The sequence below is a fragment of the Bacillota bacterium genome (assembly GCA_018818595.1).
GTDB lineage: Bacteria > Bacillota_I > Bacilli_A > Izemoplasmatales > Hujiaoplasmataceae > JAHIRM01.
In genome coordinates this window covers 1-18,244 of record JAHIRM010000017.1, presented here as the reverse complement: position 1 = coordinate 18,244, position 18,244 = coordinate 1, and the positions used below count along the sequence as shown (strand labels likewise).

Genomic DNA, 18,244 nt, shown 5'->3' with positions numbered 1-18,244 from the left:
TTTATTTAATAGGAAATTGTATTTTAAAAACAGATAAGAGTCAAAAGCAAAAAAGCCTACAGGAAGTAGGCTTAAGAAGATGAAGTTAAGAAATTACTTTATGTGTTTTTTCTTATTATAAACATCCAAAGGAACAACCTTCGGTTTATTACACTTCATACAGTAAGACTCGGGATAATCACTCTCAGAGTCATCCCAGCATTCACTAACAATGTCATAGTCAACTTCTTCTTGAAAACCACAGTTCAAGCATTTCAAAATAATCGTTTCATCAAAAATAACTTTCTTTACAAATTCATCCACATCAACCTGATCAAAATCATCGAATCGGTTATAGTCCAAAGCACGCTCTCGTTTTTCATCATCGGTTAAGAATCGTTTTATCGTATTAAAATGTTTCGGCATGTTAGCCACCTCCAGTATCGTAGTTAGGAAAATAAGAAAAGCCAAAATTAACTTTCATGATGGAGCCGCATTCGCAAAGAAGAGGATCGTATTTGTAAGTAAGAATCAGATTAATTCTCCAGAACAAACGATTGGTTAATTTCTTTAACTCAGAAGTGACATAGAGCTTTAAGTGATTAGGAAAAGTCTTATTGGATTTATTGGCATAGAAGCCATAATACCTGACAGTATGGAATCCTTTATCAGGGATGTGAATAATTAGTTTCTTGATAAAATCAAACACAGATTCCGTCACAAATTGTCTGCCTAGTTTTTCTTCCAGGACTTCATTATTATCATCTTCATGAGGGTCATAGTAATAAGTTACTGTGTGGTTATCATAATCCACATTCGTAATTCTTGATTCCGCGATAGCTGGGTGGCCAGCATACCTAGCGATATACTTCGTGACATTCTTAATACTAACTCGAGAATTATTTTTAAGTTTTGGACCATAAGTATAGAACCCGGAAGGATAAGTCTTATATAAGTAATTTCTTAACTTGGAAAACTCGATTAATTCATTCTTTGAAGCGTGGACTTTCAGATACTGATAGAATCTTTTCAAAAGTTGATTCATAAAAGCCTTTCTTAAAACTTCAAAGTCAAAATATTCAAAACGTTTCACATTCAAGTCCTTATCAATGACTCTTTCCGCAATCAAAGCGTGAATATGAGGGTTGTGTTTTAAATCCCTGCCAAAGGTATGAAGAAACAGCATGAAGCCTAATTCTCTGTCTTCTTTTTGTGCGATTTTAGATTTACCCTGAATCAGATATTCAAACACATCATTGACTGCATGAAATAATTCATCATAGAGCTCTCGGTAATTTCTGAAATAATCTCTTAGTTCTTTCGCAATCGAAAAGACGAACTGCCTGTGAGGAACATTTAAACACTTTTTTGCAATTTCGTTCGCTCGTCTTTCTCGGTAAACCTTACCACAACTAGGACAAAACCGAGAATGACAACTTAAGCCACTGATATGAAAGTTCTCGCAAGTCGGACATTCATAAAAAATATACCCCTTACTTAAATCTTTACAAGCAATCATTCTTTCCACGTTTTTGATAATCGCAGGTCTTATCACTTTATGGCTATTTCTCAAGCAAAACTCATCCCAATATCGAGAAAAGATCTCTTTAATCGTAAACTTGTTTTCGAGAGTTCTGGCATATGGACTATTATTTAATTTATTGAGTGTATTTTCGTAAATCTTTTGACCCGCTTCAGCAGCTTTCAGCAACTGAAGTTTAAAAGCATCTCGCTTTGTATATTCAACATTATTCATACGTCTATTTTATCAAATTTCAACCAAACAAAAAAGAGGCTTGGCCTCTTTAGTTGAAAAACTTGTTTTTCATTTTTTTAATAAAATAAATATGATGTTACTCATTTACACTTTTTACATTTTGCGATATAATTATAAAATATATTACAACCGTGGAGATGAAAAAAATGACTGAATTAATATGTATAGATAAGGAAAAAGTAAAAGAAGAATTGATTAAGAAAAATCTATTTGATCTTCAAAAGAATTTATTAAGACAAAGAAGAGTAAGGATGTTTGTTATGAGTATTCTTCTTGCCGCTTTGTTATTAACGATAGTATATGGAACCATAGAAAATCCTATAACGTATACCTTAAGTAACATAGGAAATTTTTTTGAACATCGTGTTTTCTTTATTGTATGGGCCATGGTAACAGGAGTTGCAATCCAATCTAGTATTTTAGCTTTATTTCGGTTAGAAGAATACCTTCAAAAGACAAAATATTGGTTTGTAATTTTGTCGGTTATTTTTCTTGTGTTCACCGCATTAATACCAGCATTAAAAGACGATTTTCCATTTTGGCATTTAGTTCACACATTATTTGCAGGTCTTCATGCGTTGTTCTTGCTTTTATCTTTTGTTCCTTTTGTCAATGTTGTTGGAAAGGAAAATCCAAGATTAAAAACAACGATTAAAATTTGGCTTGTCATTATTTGGGGTGGAGGAATTCTCACGCTTTTATTACTCGGACATAGCGCGATTTTTGAACTTTGGTTTTTTATGTCATTGCTTATTTTCTTGCTTTATTTAAGTCTTGTATTATTTGAGGAAAAAATTGTCAAAATGAGCGTTGCCTTTTTAAAAGATGAAACAAATTTAAATCTTATGATTGAAAAAATATTTGTTGATTTAGAAAAAAAGGATCGTTTATCAATCAAAAAAGGTTATCAATAAAAAAGAATAATCTGTAACAAAATAAAATTCTATCTAGCTTCTAATATTTTTTAGTATTTGAAAAATCAACTCAATTTTAAAAAGGTCAAAAAGAAAATTAAATTTTCAAAAATATTGGTTTATGGTATAATAATAATAGTTTTTAGCAGAGGTGAACTTATGATAAAACTTGTAAATGTATCAAAATATTACAATAGTAATAATGTTATAGCTCTTGGATTAAGAAAAGTGAATTTAGAATTACATGTTAATGAGTTTGTTGCAGTAGTTGGAGAATCCGGCTCTGGGAAAACAACTCTTTTAAATGTGATTTCTGGAATTGATTCATATGAAGATGGAGAAATGTATTTAAACGGAGAAGAAACATCTTATTTTTCAGTAAGCGACATGGAAAATTATCGAAAAAAATACATAGCATTCGTTTTTCAAAGTTATAATTTAATAGACTCTTATACGGTACTACAAAATGTTGAAGCTCCACTTATTTTATCAGGTTATCCTAAAAATCAAGTGAAGAGTAGAGCTTTAGAGATTATTAGACGAGTTGGGCTTGAAAAACATATTCATCATAAAGCCACTAAATTATCAGGTGGTCAAAAACAACGTGTTGTTATTGCAAGAGCTTTAGCTAAAGATTGTCCTATTATCGCAGCTGATGAGCCAACAGGAAATTTAGACAGCGTTTCCGCAAGACAAATTCTTGAATTGCTTCATGAAATATCAAAAGATAAGTTAGTTATTATTGTTACCCATGATTTTGATCAAATAAAAGAATTTGCCACAAGAAAAATTCGAATCTTTGATGGTGAGGTTGTTGAAGATATTGAACTTAATAAAGTTGAAAAACTTAATTTACCTGTTATTCCAGATGAAGAAAGACAAATCAAATTTTTAGATTTTGTTAAAATGGCTTTTCGGAATCTTTTATCCGTTCCTAAAAAATCATTTTTGATGATTATTGTGTTTACCTTTTTTGCATTCTTTGTTGCTTTAGCGTATGGATCATTTAATGTAAATCTTGATGATATATCATACAGCTATAACTCTTATTTCGAAAACACAAGCGTTTCAAGAATTATTGTTAGAAAAACTGATAAAACGCCTTTTACAGCTGCGGATTTAGAAGAATTGCAAGCATTAAATAAAACACAAACAGTTGTACCTTTCGATTATTTGCTAGATACATATACATATTTGCGTACGGATTTTGACGAAAATGATCCTGAGAATAATTTATCATTTTCCGGATTGTATTTGCCTATTTCTGTTTTATCAAATGAAGAGTTATTAGTAGCTGGAAGACTTCCCTTAGCAGACGACGAAATGGTTATAGCGATAAGTGGAGAGCGACTTGATTTAGCCGCAGATTATATAGATAGAATTATTGTTCAAAATAATAATTATTATTATGGAGAAGTTATAGAAAGAGTAGCATATAAAATTGTTGGTGTTATAAATGCTGCAGATATCTATATGGACATAAGTAATCCTTATAACGGAGCATATTTCTTATTGCAAGAGGACGTCTTATCAAATTTAGTCTACGTAAATTATTTTCGATACACTACAGATTCAACTTTAATTGGAGTAGACCAAGAAGATGAAGCGTTTTCCTATTCAGTTTTCTTAAACGAATTTTCTTTCACTGTTGATAACACTCTTCCAGATAATTTTGTTATTATGCCTTCGTGGTCAGAAATAGGAAACACTTGCATAAGTGATACTTATTGTGAGGTAACTGGAGATTTTGTTATAACAGATTTTTACACAACCTTTACTGCTGAGGATTTCACGATTCGATATTCAAATTACGCATCAGATGAATACCAAGACGCTTTTCAAGCAAGTGAAACAACATTAAATAATATGATTTATGATGATATTTATCAAGTGAGTGTTATTGCAAATACCGATTTAAATGTCAAAACATTAGTAAATGAAATTTCTCGAATTGATAACATCTTATTAACTTCAAAATATAAAGTGTTTTATCCTTACGATTCCGCAGCTAGTGATAGCTTTTCAGCAATAATATTACTAATTCAATCTATAGGTATGATAGCACTTATCACGTTAACCCTTTTGGGAGCAACATTAATTACTTATGTGATCTTTAAAGCGATTATCAATACAAAACTTCATGATTATGCTATTTTTAGAACCATTGGCGCAAATAAAAAGATGATAAAGCTTTTTATCTATACTGAAAATGGATTCGTTACTTTGTTCAGCTTTCTCTTATTTGTTGGATTCACTCTAATTTTAAAAGTTCGAGCCGGTGTTGAAACCATCTTTTATTCTTTAAAAATGTATACCTTTACAAATTATATTGTGTTTTTCTGTTTAATGGTCATCATGGCCTTGATTATTTCTAGCAAGTATACAAAACGCATTTTTAGAGAATCCGTTAATAAGACACTTAAAGTAGAATAAGGAGGCAATCATATGATAAAATTAACCAATTTAGATAAGTTTTATAATAAAGGAAAATTAAATGAAATTCATGTGATCGACCATACTGCCTTAGAATTTCCCGAGATTGGACTAGTAGCTTTAACTGGACCATCTGGATGTGGAAAAACGACTCTTTTAAATGTAATTGGCGGGTTAGATAAGTTTGATACTGGAAAAGTTAATTTTGATGAATCAGAACTAACATCATACAAACCATTAGAATGGGATATTTTAAGAAATAAATATGTTGGTTATATTTTTCAAAACTACAATTTGATTACCGATAAAACAGTTTATCAAAACGTTGAGATTGCATTAAATATGGCTGGCCTTTATGACAAAGAATTAGTAGAAGAGCGAATTAATTACGTTTTAAGAAGCGTTGGTATGTATAATTATCGTAAACGTAATGTTCAAGCGTTATCAGGAGGGCAACAACAACGTGTTGCAATCGCAAGAGCCATTGCCAAAAATCCAAAAGTTGTTTTAGCGGATGAACCTACTGGAAATTTAGATGCCAATAATACATTTGAAATTATGGGTATTATTAAAAAAATCAGTCAAACTTGTTTGGTTATCTTAGTAAGTCATGAACGTGAATTAGTTGATTTTTATTCTGATAGAGTGATTGAATTATCTGATGGAAAAATCATTAACGATTATGATAATGTTGGAAACAGAACGTTAGAACATGTCGATGACAGAAATATCTATTTACAAGACTTAAATATATTATCAGGAGACACTCCGATACCAGTTGATTTTTACTTTCATAATGATGCTCCCGATACTCCAAAAATAAAAGTCATCTATTTTAATAATACATTATTTGTAAAAGTCGATTCAAAGTCAAAAGTAAAATACATTACAAACGATTCAGAAATTCAGTTAATTGATGACCATTACCGAAAACCAGAAACCGATGATATCTCAAAAGCAACATTTGATTTAACCCAATTCGGTAAAATTATTTCAGATCAAAAGCGTAAATCATTTATAAGAATGAAAGATGCTTTAAAAGCAGGGTTTAGAAAAGTCTTTGGCGAAAGAAAATTCTTAGGGAAATTGTTTTTACTTGCCTATTTTGCCATTTCTGCACTTGTTGTTTACAATCTTGCGACGTTTGGAGCATTAACAAAAGTAGATGAATCTGAATTTTTAAGCATTGCAAAAGACTTAATTGCAGTTGAAGTGAATGAAGATTTGACGATTGAAGATATTAATCAATTATTAAATGAAACTTCGGCTGATAATATTATGTCATATTCAGATCAAACCTTGCTTCAAATTTCTTATAGAGATTTATATCAAGGAAGTAGTCTTTATTATTATGGAAACTTTGCATTAGCCAGTGTGAGAGGTTATGTTGTGCCGGTTTCTCAAGTAACTTCGTCTTTTATTACAGAAGGAGTCTTACCTGTTGATAAATACGAAATAGCTATAGATGAATGGCTAGCAGATTCTATTCTTTCAAATAAGGGCGTTAGTGATTTAGGAGTCACCTCTTATGAATCTTTAATTGGAGGTACGATTAGTTCTGTTAATGTGAGTTACCCGTTAACGGTAGTAGGAATTGTGAAAACGGAGTCGCCTCTTATTATACTAACTGATGATAACATTGAATATTTTAATGAATATTCGGGAACCAACTATGTTTCGCTGGGGGTAGCTACTGGCGATTACGAAATTGTTGAAGGAATAGATTTGGTAGACGATGGAGATGTTCTTTATCCTAACTTAATTGCTGAAATTGGAGATGAAATTACTGTTTATGGAAAAACATTTACTGTTGTAGGATTATATGAATCTGAAACATTGCACAAACCCATTATAACAAACGAAGACTTCCTACAATTTTCTTTGGAAAATATCGTGGCGGGTCAAACAAAAGAATACATCTATTATCATACAGATAATCCTTCACAAACCATTTTAGAAATGGATGCTTTAGGATTTATAGGTATTAATTCATATGAAGTTGCAAAAACAGAATACATCACTAATATGCGTGCAGATATTGTAAAACAACTACAAAATATATTAATTACTTTCGCAGGAATAGTAGTCTACATATTCTTTATGATGAGATCAAGTATGTTGAATCGGATTAAAGAAATCGGAATATATCGTTCCATAGGCGCTTCGAAAAGAGACATCTATAAAATCTTCATTTCAGAAATACTGGCCTTTACAACAGTTGGATCCTTAACTGGATATCTGTTTATGGCTTATATGGTTAATAAAGTTCAAACAGCGATGGATCAATTCTCCGGTATGTCAAGTGAGCTAGGGATCAATATGACGTTCTTCTATTTCCCATTCTATTTATTTATTTTAGGAATAGTAGCCATTTATGCAGTAAATCTATTGTTCGGTTTATTTCCAGTCTTCTCATTACTTCGAAAAACACCATCAGAAATCAATGCAAAATATGATATTTAATCATTTAACAGAAACGCCTAAAAATCAGTAAAAAATCCTTGACAATTTTAAGGATAATATTGTATAATACTTCAGCGTGTGTATTATAAACGCATGAGTGGGAGGATAAAATCCGGTAACCACATCACGAAAATAAGGAGGTGTCGTTCGTGGCTAAAGAAATTAAAACTGTCGTAAAATTGCAAATCCCAGGTGGAAAAGCAACACCAGCTCCACCAATTGGACCAGCATTAGGACAAGCAGGCGTCAACATCCAACAATTTTGTGTGCAATTCAATGATCGTACAAAAGAGCAAATTGGTAGTGTAATTCCAGTAGTGATTACGGTATATGATGACCGTTCATTCAAATTTATTACCAAAACTCCACCAGCAAGTGATCTTTTGAAAAAAGCATGTAAAATTACAAAGGGTGCAGCAAATTCAAAAAAAGAAACAGTCGCAACAATTACTTGGGATAAATTACGCGAAATCGCAACGGTCAAAATGCCTGATTTAAATGCAAATGATGTTGAAGCAGCAGCTAAAATTATCGCAGGATCAGCAAGAAACATGGGAATTGTCGTAGTAGACTAAACAAATAGTTGTTAGAAATATACAACTATATATGGGAGGACAATCCGCTAAAACCAGATATAGGAGGAAAAAAGCATGGCAAAAAAAGGAAAAAAATACATAGAAGCTTTAGCTAAGATTTCAAGAGAAAAAAAATATCCACTTCAAGAAGCTGTAGAATTGGTTAAAGCAATCTCTTTTGAAAAATTTGATGCTACAGTGGAACTTGCCTTTAACTTAAACTTAGACTCACGCAAAGCTGAACAAAACTTACGCGGAGCACTTGTTTTACCACATGGAACAGGTAAAGAAAAAAGAGTATTAGTTTTTGCGAAAGGTGATAAAGCAAAAGACGCAAAAGAAGCAGGAGCTGATTTTGTAGGAGACGATGATTTAGTTGAAAAAATCCAAGGTGGATGGTTTGACTTTGATATCGTAATCGCAACACCTGATATGATGGGGACCCTTGGAAAAATTGGACGTTTATTAGGACCTAAAGGTTTAATGCCAAATCCAAAAACGGGTACCGTTACTCAAGATATAACTAAAGCTGTTTCCGAATCAAAAGGTGGAAAGATTACTTACCGCGTTGATAAAGGCGGAAACATTCAAGCAATAGTTGGAAAAGTTTCATTTACAGCCGAAAATTTAGTTGATAATATTAGATCTGTAATTGAAGTCATTTCAAAAGCAAAACCTTCAACCGTTAAAGGCGTTTATATGAAAAACGTTGCCATCTCATCAACGATGGGACCTGGAATTGACGTAGAAGTTTAAAAAATAAATAACTTTATCTAAGACAGTAGGGGCTAACGCTTAATCATCCTACCGAGACAAAGGAAAATAAATAAAGTTTATTTATTCCTCTTTTTCTCACAAAAAGAGGTTTTCTTTTTTCAAAATGACATTTATAGGAGGTTAACTTATGTCAAGAGAAACAGTAATTAACTTAAAACAAGAATCAGTGAATGAAGTTGCTGAAAAAATGTTAAAGGCTAAATCAATTGTTGTTGCTGAATACCGTGGATTAACGGTAGAAAAAACCGAAACATTACGTCGTCAACTACGTAAAGAAGGTTGCGAAATGTTTGTCATTAAAAACAATATTTCAAGAAGAGCAGCAACTAAATTAGGCTATGAATCATTAAACGCTGATTTATATGGTCCAAATGGAGTTGTATTAGCTTATAACGATTCTATTTCGGCCGCAAAAATACTACATGAATTTGCTAGGAAAAACCAAAATTTGATTGTTAAATCAGGTATCGTAGATGGAAACTTTTATCTACCTGAAGAAATCAAACAAATTTCAGTATTGCCACCAAAAGATATATTACTAACCATGTTAGCAACACAATTATACGCACCACTTCGAGACTTAGCAATAGGTCTTGATATGATCGTAAACAAAGAATAAATAAAATTAGGAGGAAATTAAAATGGCAAAATTAACAGCTAAAGAATTTATTGAATCATTAAAAGAAATGACTATCTTAGAAATCAAAGGTCTTATCGACGCGATGAAAGAAGAATTTGGGATTGATCCTTCCGCAGTATCTGCTGCACCAGCTGCCGCACTTGTTGAAGAAGAAGAACAAGGGCCAAAAGAAGTTAGTATTATCTTAACAAGCGTTGGTTTAAGTAAAGTTGCAGTTATTAAAGTTGTTCGTGAATTAACTGGTTTAGGTTTAATTGAAGCGAAAAATTTAGTAGATGCAGCACCTAAAGCAATTAAAGAAAAAGTAAAAGAAGACGAAGCAAAAGAAATCGCGAAAAAATTGACAGATGCTGGAGCGACTGTAGAATTAAAATAGTTTTTTACAAAGACGAACAAAACCTGAGAATCTCTCAGGTTTTTGGCGTTTAGAGAGGTGATGAATATGGCACATTATTTTTCGAAAGAAAACGACTTGCTTGAAAGCAAAAAGAAAGATATACATTTTATTATCAATAAGAATCATTATCACATGACTTCGGATAGTGGCGTGTTCTCAAAATCGGGATTAGATTTCGGAACAAGAACACTTCTAGAAACAATTCTTCCTACTCCATACAAAAAAGTACTTGATCTTGGATGTGGGTACGGACCGATTGGAATTGTTTTAGGAAAAGTGTGGCATTGTAGTTTAACCATGGTTGACATTAATGTTCGAGCAGTGGAATTAGCACAAGAAAATGTAAAAAATCATTTTTTAAATGCCAAAGTTCTACAAAGTGATGGATTTGAAAATGTAAATGATACATTTGATCTGATTGTATCAAATCCACCAATTCGTGTTGGGAAAAAAATAATATATCAATTTTTTGAAGATGCTTTAACATATTTAAATGAAAAAGGATCTTTAATTTTAGTTATAAATAAAAATCAAGGAGCGCTTTCTGCAATCAAAGAATGTGAAAAGCACTACGCGCTTGTTGAGGTGTTAGCAAAACAATCTGGATATTATGTCATTAAATGTCAAAAATAATTGACTAATTGACACAATTATGATAATATATTTAAATGCGATAGAATGCGCATTTTTGCATTTCTTACAGATTTTACACTGTTTTTTTAATAATTTTCATATATTGGGGTGATTTTGTGGATTACAAAACCGTTAATTACGGAAAGCGAAGAGTTAGAAGAAATTATTCGCGGGTAAAATCAAATGTGGAATTACCAAATTTGATTGAAGTACAAACAACTTCATTTGATTGGTTTGTTGAAACCGGTCTAAAAGAGTTGTTTGAAGACATTTCACCAATTACTAACTTTACAGAAAATCTTGAACTATATTTTAAGGATTATGAATTAGAAGACCCTAAATATTCTGTTGAAGAATGTAAAGAGAAAGACGTAACTTTCTCAAGACCATTAAAAGTGAGAGTTCAGTTACGAAACAAAGATGGTTTGGATAAAGTTGGAACTGAAGGTCTAGCTTTAGACAACATTAAAGAGCAAAAAATCTTTATGGGCGATATCCCAATGATGACTCCTGTTGGTACATTTATTATTAACGGTTCGGAAAGAGTTATTGTCTCCCAAATTGTTCGTTCTTCCGGAGTCTTCTACTCAGAAGAAGTGGATAAAAAGACATTACAAAGAAAGTATTTAGGACAAGTAATTCCAACAAGAGGAGCTTGGCTTGAATACGAAATGGGATCAAAAGAAATTTTATATGCTAAGATAGACCGTTCAAAAAAAATATATTTAACAACCATGATTAAGGCGCTTGGCTTCTCAAATGAAGACCAAATCTTTAATCTTTTTGGCAGTAATACTTTATTGAAAAATACATTTGATAAAGATTTAACTACAAATTCAGCCGATGCAATGAAAGAAGTCTATGCTAAAATTCGTCAAGGCGAGACAGCCACTCTTGAAGGAGCTAGATCATTCTTTGTTTCTAGGTTATACGATGAAAAACGTTATGATTTAGCAGAAGTTGGTCGATTTAAAGTCAATCAAAAAATGGATGTAATTACAAGAATTCGTCAATTATTAGATCGAGGAATTCAAGTAAAATTTGCAAAGGATATGGTTGATAATCAAACAGGAGAAATTCTTTTTGAGAAAGATCAAGTCATTAATCGTGAAATTCTAGATAAGCTCAAAACAGTAAGACATCTATATACTGAAAGAGTTGTATTTGATGATGATTTAGAAAAAGAACTTAAAATTCATTTAGATCGAGAAGCGAGAAATGAAATTCAAGAAAACATCAATGAAGACTTTATTGCAAATGTGATTCGCGATTGTTATGTCGAGATTCTTGATTTAAGGCTTGAAGTAAATGGAACTTCTCAAGAAGTTCGTTTAATTGGAAATAACTCATACGAAACCAGACTTCATATAACCACTTCTGATATTATCGCAAGTATTTCTTATTATTTAAATTTATTTGATCGCATCGGTTCACTAGATGATATCGACCATTTAGGAAACCGCCGTCTACGTTTAATCGGCGAGCTTCTTAAAAACCAATTTAGAATTGGGCTTGCAAAAATGGAGAAGAACGTTAAAGATAGAATGTCAACCAAAGAATCAAAAGAAATGACACCACAAAACTTGGTAAACATTCGACCTCTCACCTCTTCTTTAAAGGAATTCTTTGGAAGTTCTCAATTGTCTCAATTCATGCAACAAACCAATCCATTAGATGAAATTACACATAAACGAAGAATATCTGCACTTGGACCTGGCGGATTAACCAGAGACCGTGCGGGCTTTGAAGTTCGTGACGTTCATCAATCTCATTATGGTAGAATTTGTCCTATTGAAACCCCTGAAGGTCAAAATATTGGACTTATTAACTCTTTGGCTTGTTATGTTAAAGTAAACAAATATGGCTTTATGGAAACTCCATATTTAAGAATAGACAAAACAACTGGTAAAATTTCAGATGTAATTGATTATTTATCAGCCGATCAAGAACAAAAATTTGTCATCGTTCAAGCAAACGTTAAAATTAATGATGACATGACCATCAAAGAAGAAAGAGTTGTCGCAAGATATTTAGGAGAAACGAAAATATTTGATCGTACAAAATGCGATTACATGGACGTTTCGCCAAAACAAATTGTGTCCGTTTCTACTGCTTGTATTCCTTTCCTTGAGCACGATGATGCAAACCGCGCCTTAATGGGAGCGAACATGCAACGTCAAGCGATTCCTTTGTTAAATCCAGAAGCGCCATTTGTTGGTACGGGAATTGAATATAAAACCGCTCATGATTCAGGAACTTCAGTAATAGCACTTCATGACGGAGTGGTAGAACTTGTTGATGGATATAAAGTAAAAATTCGTCGTTTAGATGGAGAAATGGATACATATCCACTATCTAAATTTATGAGAAGTAATCAAGGGACTTGTATTAATCAAACCCCAATTGTATCTTTAGGTGAAGACATTAAAGCCGGAGATATCATCGCAGATGGTCCATCAATGGATCTGGGAGAATTAGCGATTGGTAGAAACGTTGTCGTAGCGTTTATGACATGGAATGGATACAACTATGAAGACGCCGTTATTATGAATGAGCGTTTAGTAAAAGAAGATGTTTATACATCCATTCACATTGAAAAATATGAAATCGAAGCAAGAGATACAAAACTTGGAAAAGAAGAAATCACCAGAGAAATTCCAAACGTTGGTGAAGAAGGCCGTAAGTTCTTAGACGATATTGGAATCATTATTCCAGGAGCAGAAGTCAAAGAAGGCGACATTTTAGTTGGTAAAGTAACTCCTAAAGGCGTTACAGATCCAACCCCAGAAGATCGATTATTACTAGCTATTTTTGGTGAGAAATCAAGAGAAGTAAGAGATACCTCTTTAAGAGTTCCTCATGGCGGAGGCGGAATTGTTCATTCTGTAAAAGTCTTTACAAGAGACAAAGATGAATTATCCCCAGGAGTCAACACTGTTGTAAGAGTTTATATCGTTCAAAAAAGAAAAATATCTGAAGGGGATAAAATGGCGGGACGTCATGGAAACAAAGGCGTTATCTCTAAAATACTACCTTCAGAAGATATGCCATATTTAGCAGATGGTACGCCAGTAGATATTATGTTAAATCCACTTGGAGTTCCTTCTCGTATGAACATAGGACAAGTTTTAGAAATCCATTTAGGAATGGCTGCTAAATTATTAGGAATCCACGTTGCAACACCTGTATTTGACGGGGCAGAACAAAATGATTTAGATGAAATCATGAAAGAAGCCGGAATGGATCCTGATGGGAAGTATGTTTTATATGATGGTAGAACAGGCGAAAAATTTGATAATCGCGTTTCAGTTGGCGTTATGTATATGATTAAGCTTGACCATATGGTTGATGATAAATTACATGCAAGAAGCGTTGGACCTTATACACTTGTTACCCAACAACCAATGGGTGGTAAAGCACAAAATGGTGGACAACGTTTTGGAGAAATGGAAGTATGGGCTTTAGAAGCTTATGGAGCAGCATACACTTTACAAGAAATGTTAACAGTTAAATCTGATGATATTATCGGAAGAAATAAAGTCTTTAGAGCGATTGTCGATGGACAACCTATTCCAGACCCAAGTTTACCGGAGTCTTTTAGAGTATTAACCAGAGAATTACGCGCTTTAGGCATATACGTTGAACTCATTAATCGCGATTCTTTAATTAACGAAGTAAACAAGAGTTTAGTTGATGATGATGTTGAAGATTACATTACGAAATATGGTTTCAAATCTTAGAAGGGTAGTGATTAGATAATGAGTCAAAAATTTTCGCATTTGAAAATCAGATTGGCTTCTCCTGAAGAAATTAGAGGTTGGTCTTACGGTGAAGTTAAGAAACATGAGACAATCAATTACCGTACTTTGAAACCGGAAAAAGATGGATTGTTTTGTGAAGTGATTTTTGGGCCGACAAAGGATTTTCAATGTGCCTGTTCCAATAAATCAAAAAGAAGTGCACACCCAGGAAAAAAATGTCCGATTTGTGGTGTTGAATATACTGAAAGTAAAGTTCGTAGGGAACGAATGGGACATATTGAGCTAGCTGCACCAGTTGTACATGCTTGGTATTTACGTAACAGCCCTTCAAGACTTGCCATTTTACTTGATTTAAAATCAAAAGATTTGGAAGAAGTAGTCTATCTTGCCTCCTACATTGTAGTAGAAGCAGGAGACACCGATCTTCATTTCAAACAAATTTTATCTGAAGCAGATTATACACATTATTACTTTGAATATGGTTCTCGCTTCAGAGCGTTAACCGGAGCAGAAGCAGTAAAATATTTGCTTAAAAAAATTGATTTAGAAAAAGAAACACTTTCATTAAGAATTGAGTTAAAAACTGCTTCCAAACAAAGAAGAGAAAAAATCATTAAACGTTTAAATGTTGTGGAAGCATTCAAAAATAGTGATAATTTACCAGAGTGGATGGTTTTAGATGTATTGCCAGTTATTCCACCAGATCTTCGTCCAATGGTTCAATTAGATGGTGGCCGTTTTGCGACAACCGATTTAAATGATTTATACAGAAGAATCTTAAATCGTAACAATCGTTTGAAACGCCAATTTGAACAAGGGGCACCACATTTAATTACCAAAAACGAGAAACGTATGTTACAAGAAGCCGTTGATGCTTTAATTGATAATTCAAAACGAGGACGAAAAGTCGTTGTTGAAAGAAACAGAGCATTAAAATCTTTATCAGATATGTTAAGAGGAAAACAAGGTCGTTTCCGTCAAAACTTACTTGGAAAACGAGTGGACTATTCTGGACGATCTGTTATCGTTGTTGGACCAGACTTGGAAATGTATCAATGTGGATTACCGAAAGAAATGGCAATTATTTTATTCAAACCATTTGTAATTCGCGAATTAATTAGTCGTAATATTACTTCAAATATTAGAAGTGCAAAACAATTGATTGAAAAATTAGATGGCCGAATTTGGGCTGTTTTAGAAGATGTTATCCGTGAGCATCCTGTTTTACTTAACAGAGCTCCAACACTTCACAGACTTGGTATTCAAGCGTTTGAACCCATACTTGTTGAAGGAAAAGCTATCCGTTTACATCCACTTGTAACAACGGCTTTTAATGCCGATTTTGATGGAGACCAAATGGCTGTTCATGTTCCTTTATCGGAAGAAGCTCAAGCAGAAGCAAGAGTATTAATGCTTGCCTCAAATAACATTTTAAATCCAAAAGATGGAAAACCAGTTGTTACACCTTCGCAAGATATGGTTCTTGGAAACTATTACTTGACCTTAGAAAAAAAAGGCGAACCTGGAGAAGGATCTATCTATCGTGATTATGATGAAGTGATTTTAGCTTATGAAAACAAACGAATTACCCTACATTCACGTATTGCGATTCAATCTAAAGCCTTAAATAGACCACTATTAGATGAATTAAAAAGCCATTATTTAATTACCACTGCTGGGAAATTGATTTTTAATACCATTTTACCAGTAACGTTTCCTTTTATTAATGAGCCTACAAAATTCAATTTAGAAGTGGCTACACCAAATCATTACTTTTTAGCTCCTGGAACCAACGTTCCAGAGTCCATAAAAGAAATGGAATTGGTTTCACCTTTTAAGAAAAAATTCTTATCCATGATTATTGCTCAAATTTTTGCAAAATATAAAATTAATGAAACATCAAAAATGCTTGATAAAATGAAAAACATCGGATTTAAATATTCTACCATTGCAGGAATTACTGTGGCGGCAAGTGATGTAAAAGTTTATTCAAAAAAACAAGATGTTTTAGCGTTACATGATGCAAATGTAGATGAAATATCAGGACTTTACAACATGGGATTACTAACAGATAGCGAACGTTCAAAACTTGTGATAGATGAATGGTCCAAAGCAAAAGATGAAATCCAAAAAGGACTAATAGAAGAACTACATCATGACAATCATATTTTTATGATGAGTGATTCAGGAGCCCGTGGTAATGCATCGAACTTTACTCAACTTGCTGGTATGCGTGGATTAATGGCAAACCCTTCTGGTGGAACCATTGAATTACCAATTAAAGCATCTTTCCGTGAAGGACTTACGATGAGTGAATTTTTTATCTCTACTCATGGTGCTAGAAAAGGATCTACCGATACCGCGTTAAAAACGGCTGAGTCAGGATACTTAACTAGAAGATTAGTAGATGTAAGTCAAGACGTAGTAATTACAGAAGAAGATTGTAAAACGGATAAAGGCGTTCGAGTAAAAGCAGTCCTTGACCGCGATGGAAAAATAATTGAATCTTTACAAGATAGAATTACAGGCCGATATGCATCTCTTGATTATTTCCATCCTTTTACAAGGGAAATCTTAGTTCATAGAAACCAATATATTTCAGAAGAAATAGCAATTGCTATTATCAAATCCGCATTTAATCCAAATGATTTTAGTGAAGTATTGGATATTTCAGTACCGATTCGTACTGCTTTAACTTGTACAGCCCATGTAGGAATTTGCCGAAAATGTTATGGACAAAACCTTGCAACAGGTGAAAAAGCCGAAGTTGGAGAATCTGTTGGAACAATTGCAGCACAATCCATTGGAGAGCCAGGAACACAATTAACCATGCGTACTTTCCATACAGGAGGAGTTGCAGGGGATGATATTACTCAAGGATTACCTCGTGTTCAAGAACTATTTGAAGCAAGAAAATCCAAAGCCAAAGCCATTATTTCAGAAATCAATGGGATTGTTACTGAAATTCAACCCGTTGAAGAAAGATATATTATCTACGTTGGAAACGATATTGAAACAAAGAAGTATGAAACAAATAGTAACGTTCAACCACTCGTAGAAAAAGGATCAATTGTTGAAGCTGGTATGCAATTAACCGAAGGAGCAATTGACCCAAAAGAATTACTTCGAGTTACAGATATGGGCACAGTTCAACAATATATTTTAAAAGAAGTTCAAAAAGTTTACCGTTCTCAAGCCGTAGAAATTTCTGATAAACACATTGAAATCATTATAAGACAAATGACTAGAAGATTAAATGTGATTTTAGAAGGCGATACGAACTTGCTACCAGGAAGTCAAATATCATTAGGCGAATACATTGAAGCAAACAAAAAAGCTTTCGCCGAAGGCAAACGACCTGCTGTTGCAAAACCAGTTTTATTAGGTATTACGAAAGCCAGTTTACGTTCAGAATCTTTCTTATCAGCTGCTTCTTTCCAAGAAACCACAAGAGTTTTAACAGATGCTGCTATTCGTGGTAAGAGCGACCCATTACTTGGATTAAAAGAAAATGTAATTATTGGTGGACTTATTCCTGCTGGAACAGGTATCCTTAGACTTAAAAACTTAGAATACGAAGAACCTGAAGAAGAAGAGGATTTATACGCAGATTTCGAAGAATAAAAAAGGGCAAGAAGAGGTTATTTTTAACCTCTTCTGATGCCTTTAAAAAAAGTTCTAAAAACGGGTTGAAATTTGTTGACATAGACATACCCGTGTGATAAAATAAGGAAGCGCGTGTCGGTGGCACAGCTAGGTCTTTGAAAACTAAACAGATTAAAAAACGAACAACAAAACACAAAAAATGAGAAGAATAAAACTTTACATAAATATAATGGAGAGTTTGATCCTGGCTCAGGATAAACGCTGGCGGCATGCCTAATACATGCAAGTC

The 18,244-nt window shown here is 33.2% G+C and carries 12 protein-coding genes, 1 rRNA gene and 1 other annotated feature; of the genes, 11 read left to right on the top strand and 2 right to left on the bottom strand.

Going from position 1 to position 18,244, the window contains the following annotated elements:
* Nucleotides 1-93 precede the first annotated feature (93 nt).
* A complete protein-coding gene (locus tag KJ971_04230; GenBank protein ID MBU1145046.1) occupies nucleotides 94-405 on the bottom strand; it encodes a hypothetical protein in 312 nt (103 codons plus the stop codon).
* A gap of 1 nt (nucleotide 406) precedes the next feature.
* Nucleotides 407-1,735, bottom strand: a complete 1,329-nt coding sequence (locus KJ971_04225; GenBank protein MBU1145045.1) for a transposase — start codon at nucleotides 1,733-1,735, stop codon at nucleotides 407-409.
* 167 nt (nucleotides 1,736-1,902) lie between these two features.
* Here KJ971_04225 and KJ971_04220 point away from each other — a divergent pair, with 167 nt between their 5' ends.
* The 11 genes from KJ971_04220 to KJ971_04170 all read left to right on the top strand — a co-directional run.
* Nucleotides 1,903-2,670: a hypothetical protein gene (locus KJ971_04220; GenBank protein MBU1145044.1), complete on the top strand. Its 768-nt coding sequence runs from the start codon at nucleotides 1,903-1,905 to the stop codon at nucleotides 2,668-2,670.
* A gap of 159 nt (nucleotides 2,671-2,829) precedes the next feature.
* Nucleotides 2,830-5,103 (top strand): ABC transporter ATP-binding protein, encoded by a 2,274-nt coding sequence (locus KJ971_04215; GenBank protein MBU1145043.1) that lies wholly within the window; start codon nucleotides 2,830-2,832, stop codon nucleotides 5,101-5,103.
* Nucleotides 5,104-5,115: 12 nt separating this feature from the next.
* The gene (locus KJ971_04210) at nucleotides 5,116-7,566 is read left to right on the top strand and encodes an ABC transporter ATP-binding protein/permease (GenBank protein ID MBU1145042.1); all 2,451 of its coding nucleotides are present in this window, start codon (nucleotides 5,116-5,118) and stop codon (nucleotides 7,564-7,566) included.
* A 149-nt stretch (nucleotides 7,567-7,715) separates the two neighbouring features.
* Entirely contained in the window at nucleotides 7,716-8,141 is a 426-nt protein-coding gene (rplK, locus tag KJ971_04205; GenBank protein ID MBU1145041.1) for a 50S ribosomal protein L11, read from the top strand.
* Nucleotides 8,142-8,216: 75 nt separating this feature from the next.
* Nucleotides 8,217-8,897: a 50S ribosomal protein L1 gene (gene rplA, locus KJ971_04200; GenBank protein MBU1145040.1), complete on the top strand. Its 681-nt coding sequence runs from the start codon at nucleotides 8,217-8,219 to the stop codon at nucleotides 8,895-8,897.
* Nucleotides 8,896-9,021 (top strand) — a sequence feature (ribosomal protein L10 leader region). It overlaps the preceding gene by 2 nt.
* 24 nt (nucleotides 9,022-9,045) lie before the next feature.
* The gene (rplJ, locus tag KJ971_04195) at nucleotides 9,046-9,537 is read left to right on the top strand and encodes a 50S ribosomal protein L10 (GenBank protein ID MBU1145039.1); all 492 of its coding nucleotides are present in this window, start codon (nucleotides 9,046-9,048) and stop codon (nucleotides 9,535-9,537) included.
* A gap of 22 nt (nucleotides 9,538-9,559) precedes the next feature.
* Nucleotides 9,560-9,934, top strand: coding sequence for a 50S ribosomal protein L7/L12 (rplL, locus tag KJ971_04190; GenBank protein MBU1145038.1), 375 nt, complete (start codon nucleotides 9,560-9,562; stop codon nucleotides 9,932-9,934).
* 66 nt (nucleotides 9,935-10,000) lie between these two features.
* Complete coding sequence (locus tag KJ971_04185; GenBank protein MBU1145037.1) at nucleotides 10,001-10,588, top strand: methyltransferase; 588 nt, start codon at nucleotides 10,001-10,003, stop codon at nucleotides 10,586-10,588.
* A gap of 116 nt (nucleotides 10,589-10,704) precedes the next feature.
* Nucleotides 10,705-14,328 (top strand): DNA-directed RNA polymerase subunit beta, encoded by a 3,624-nt coding sequence (locus KJ971_04180; protein MBU1145036.1) that lies wholly within the window; start codon nucleotides 10,705-10,707, stop codon nucleotides 14,326-14,328.
* A gap of 18 nt (nucleotides 14,329-14,346) precedes the next feature.
* Nucleotides 14,347-17,973, top strand: a complete 3,627-nt coding sequence (gene rpoC, locus KJ971_04175; protein ID MBU1145035.1) for a DNA-directed RNA polymerase subunit beta' — start codon at nucleotides 14,347-14,349, stop codon at nucleotides 17,971-17,973.
* Nucleotides 17,974-18,181: 208 nt separating this feature from the next.
* A 16S ribosomal RNA gene (locus KJ971_04170) occupies nucleotides 18,182-18,244 on the top strand; the annotation flags it as partial.

What these genes read in the sequence shown, in the direction of transcription:
- KJ971_04230 (MBU1145046.1), bottom strand. Translation starts at nt 405, where the DNA reads ATGCCGAAACATTTTAATACGATAAAACGATTCTTAACCGATGATGAA.
- KJ971_04225 (MBU1145045.1), bottom strand. Translation starts at nt 1,735, where the DNA reads ATGAATAATGTTGAATATACAAAGCGAGATGCTTTTAAACTTCAGTTG.
- KJ971_04220 (MBU1145044.1), top strand. Translation starts at nt 1,903, where the DNA reads ATGACTGAATTAATATGTATAGATAAGGAAAAAGTAAAAGAAGAATTG.
- KJ971_04215 (MBU1145043.1), top strand. Translation starts at nt 2,830, where the DNA reads ATGATAAAACTTGTAAATGTATCAAAATATTACAATAGTAATAATGTT.
- KJ971_04210 (MBU1145042.1), top strand. Translation starts at nt 5,116, where the DNA reads ATGATAAAATTAACCAATTTAGATAAGTTTTATAATAAAGGAAAATTA.
- rplA (MBU1145040.1), top strand. Translation starts at nt 8,217, where the DNA reads ATGGCAAAAAAAGGAAAAAAATACATAGAAGCTTTAGCTAAGATTTCA.
- rplJ (MBU1145039.1), top strand. Translation starts at nt 9,046, where the DNA reads ATGTCAAGAGAAACAGTAATTAACTTAAAACAAGAATCAGTGAATGAA.
- rplL (MBU1145038.1), top strand. Translation starts at nt 9,560, where the DNA reads ATGGCAAAATTAACAGCTAAAGAATTTATTGAATCATTAAAAGAAATG.
- KJ971_04185 (MBU1145037.1), top strand. Translation starts at nt 10,001, where the DNA reads ATGGCACATTATTTTTCGAAAGAAAACGACTTGCTTGAAAGCAAAAAG.
- rpoC (MBU1145035.1), top strand. Translation starts at nt 14,347, where the DNA reads ATGAGTCAAAAATTTTCGCATTTGAAAATCAGATTGGCTTCTCCTGAA.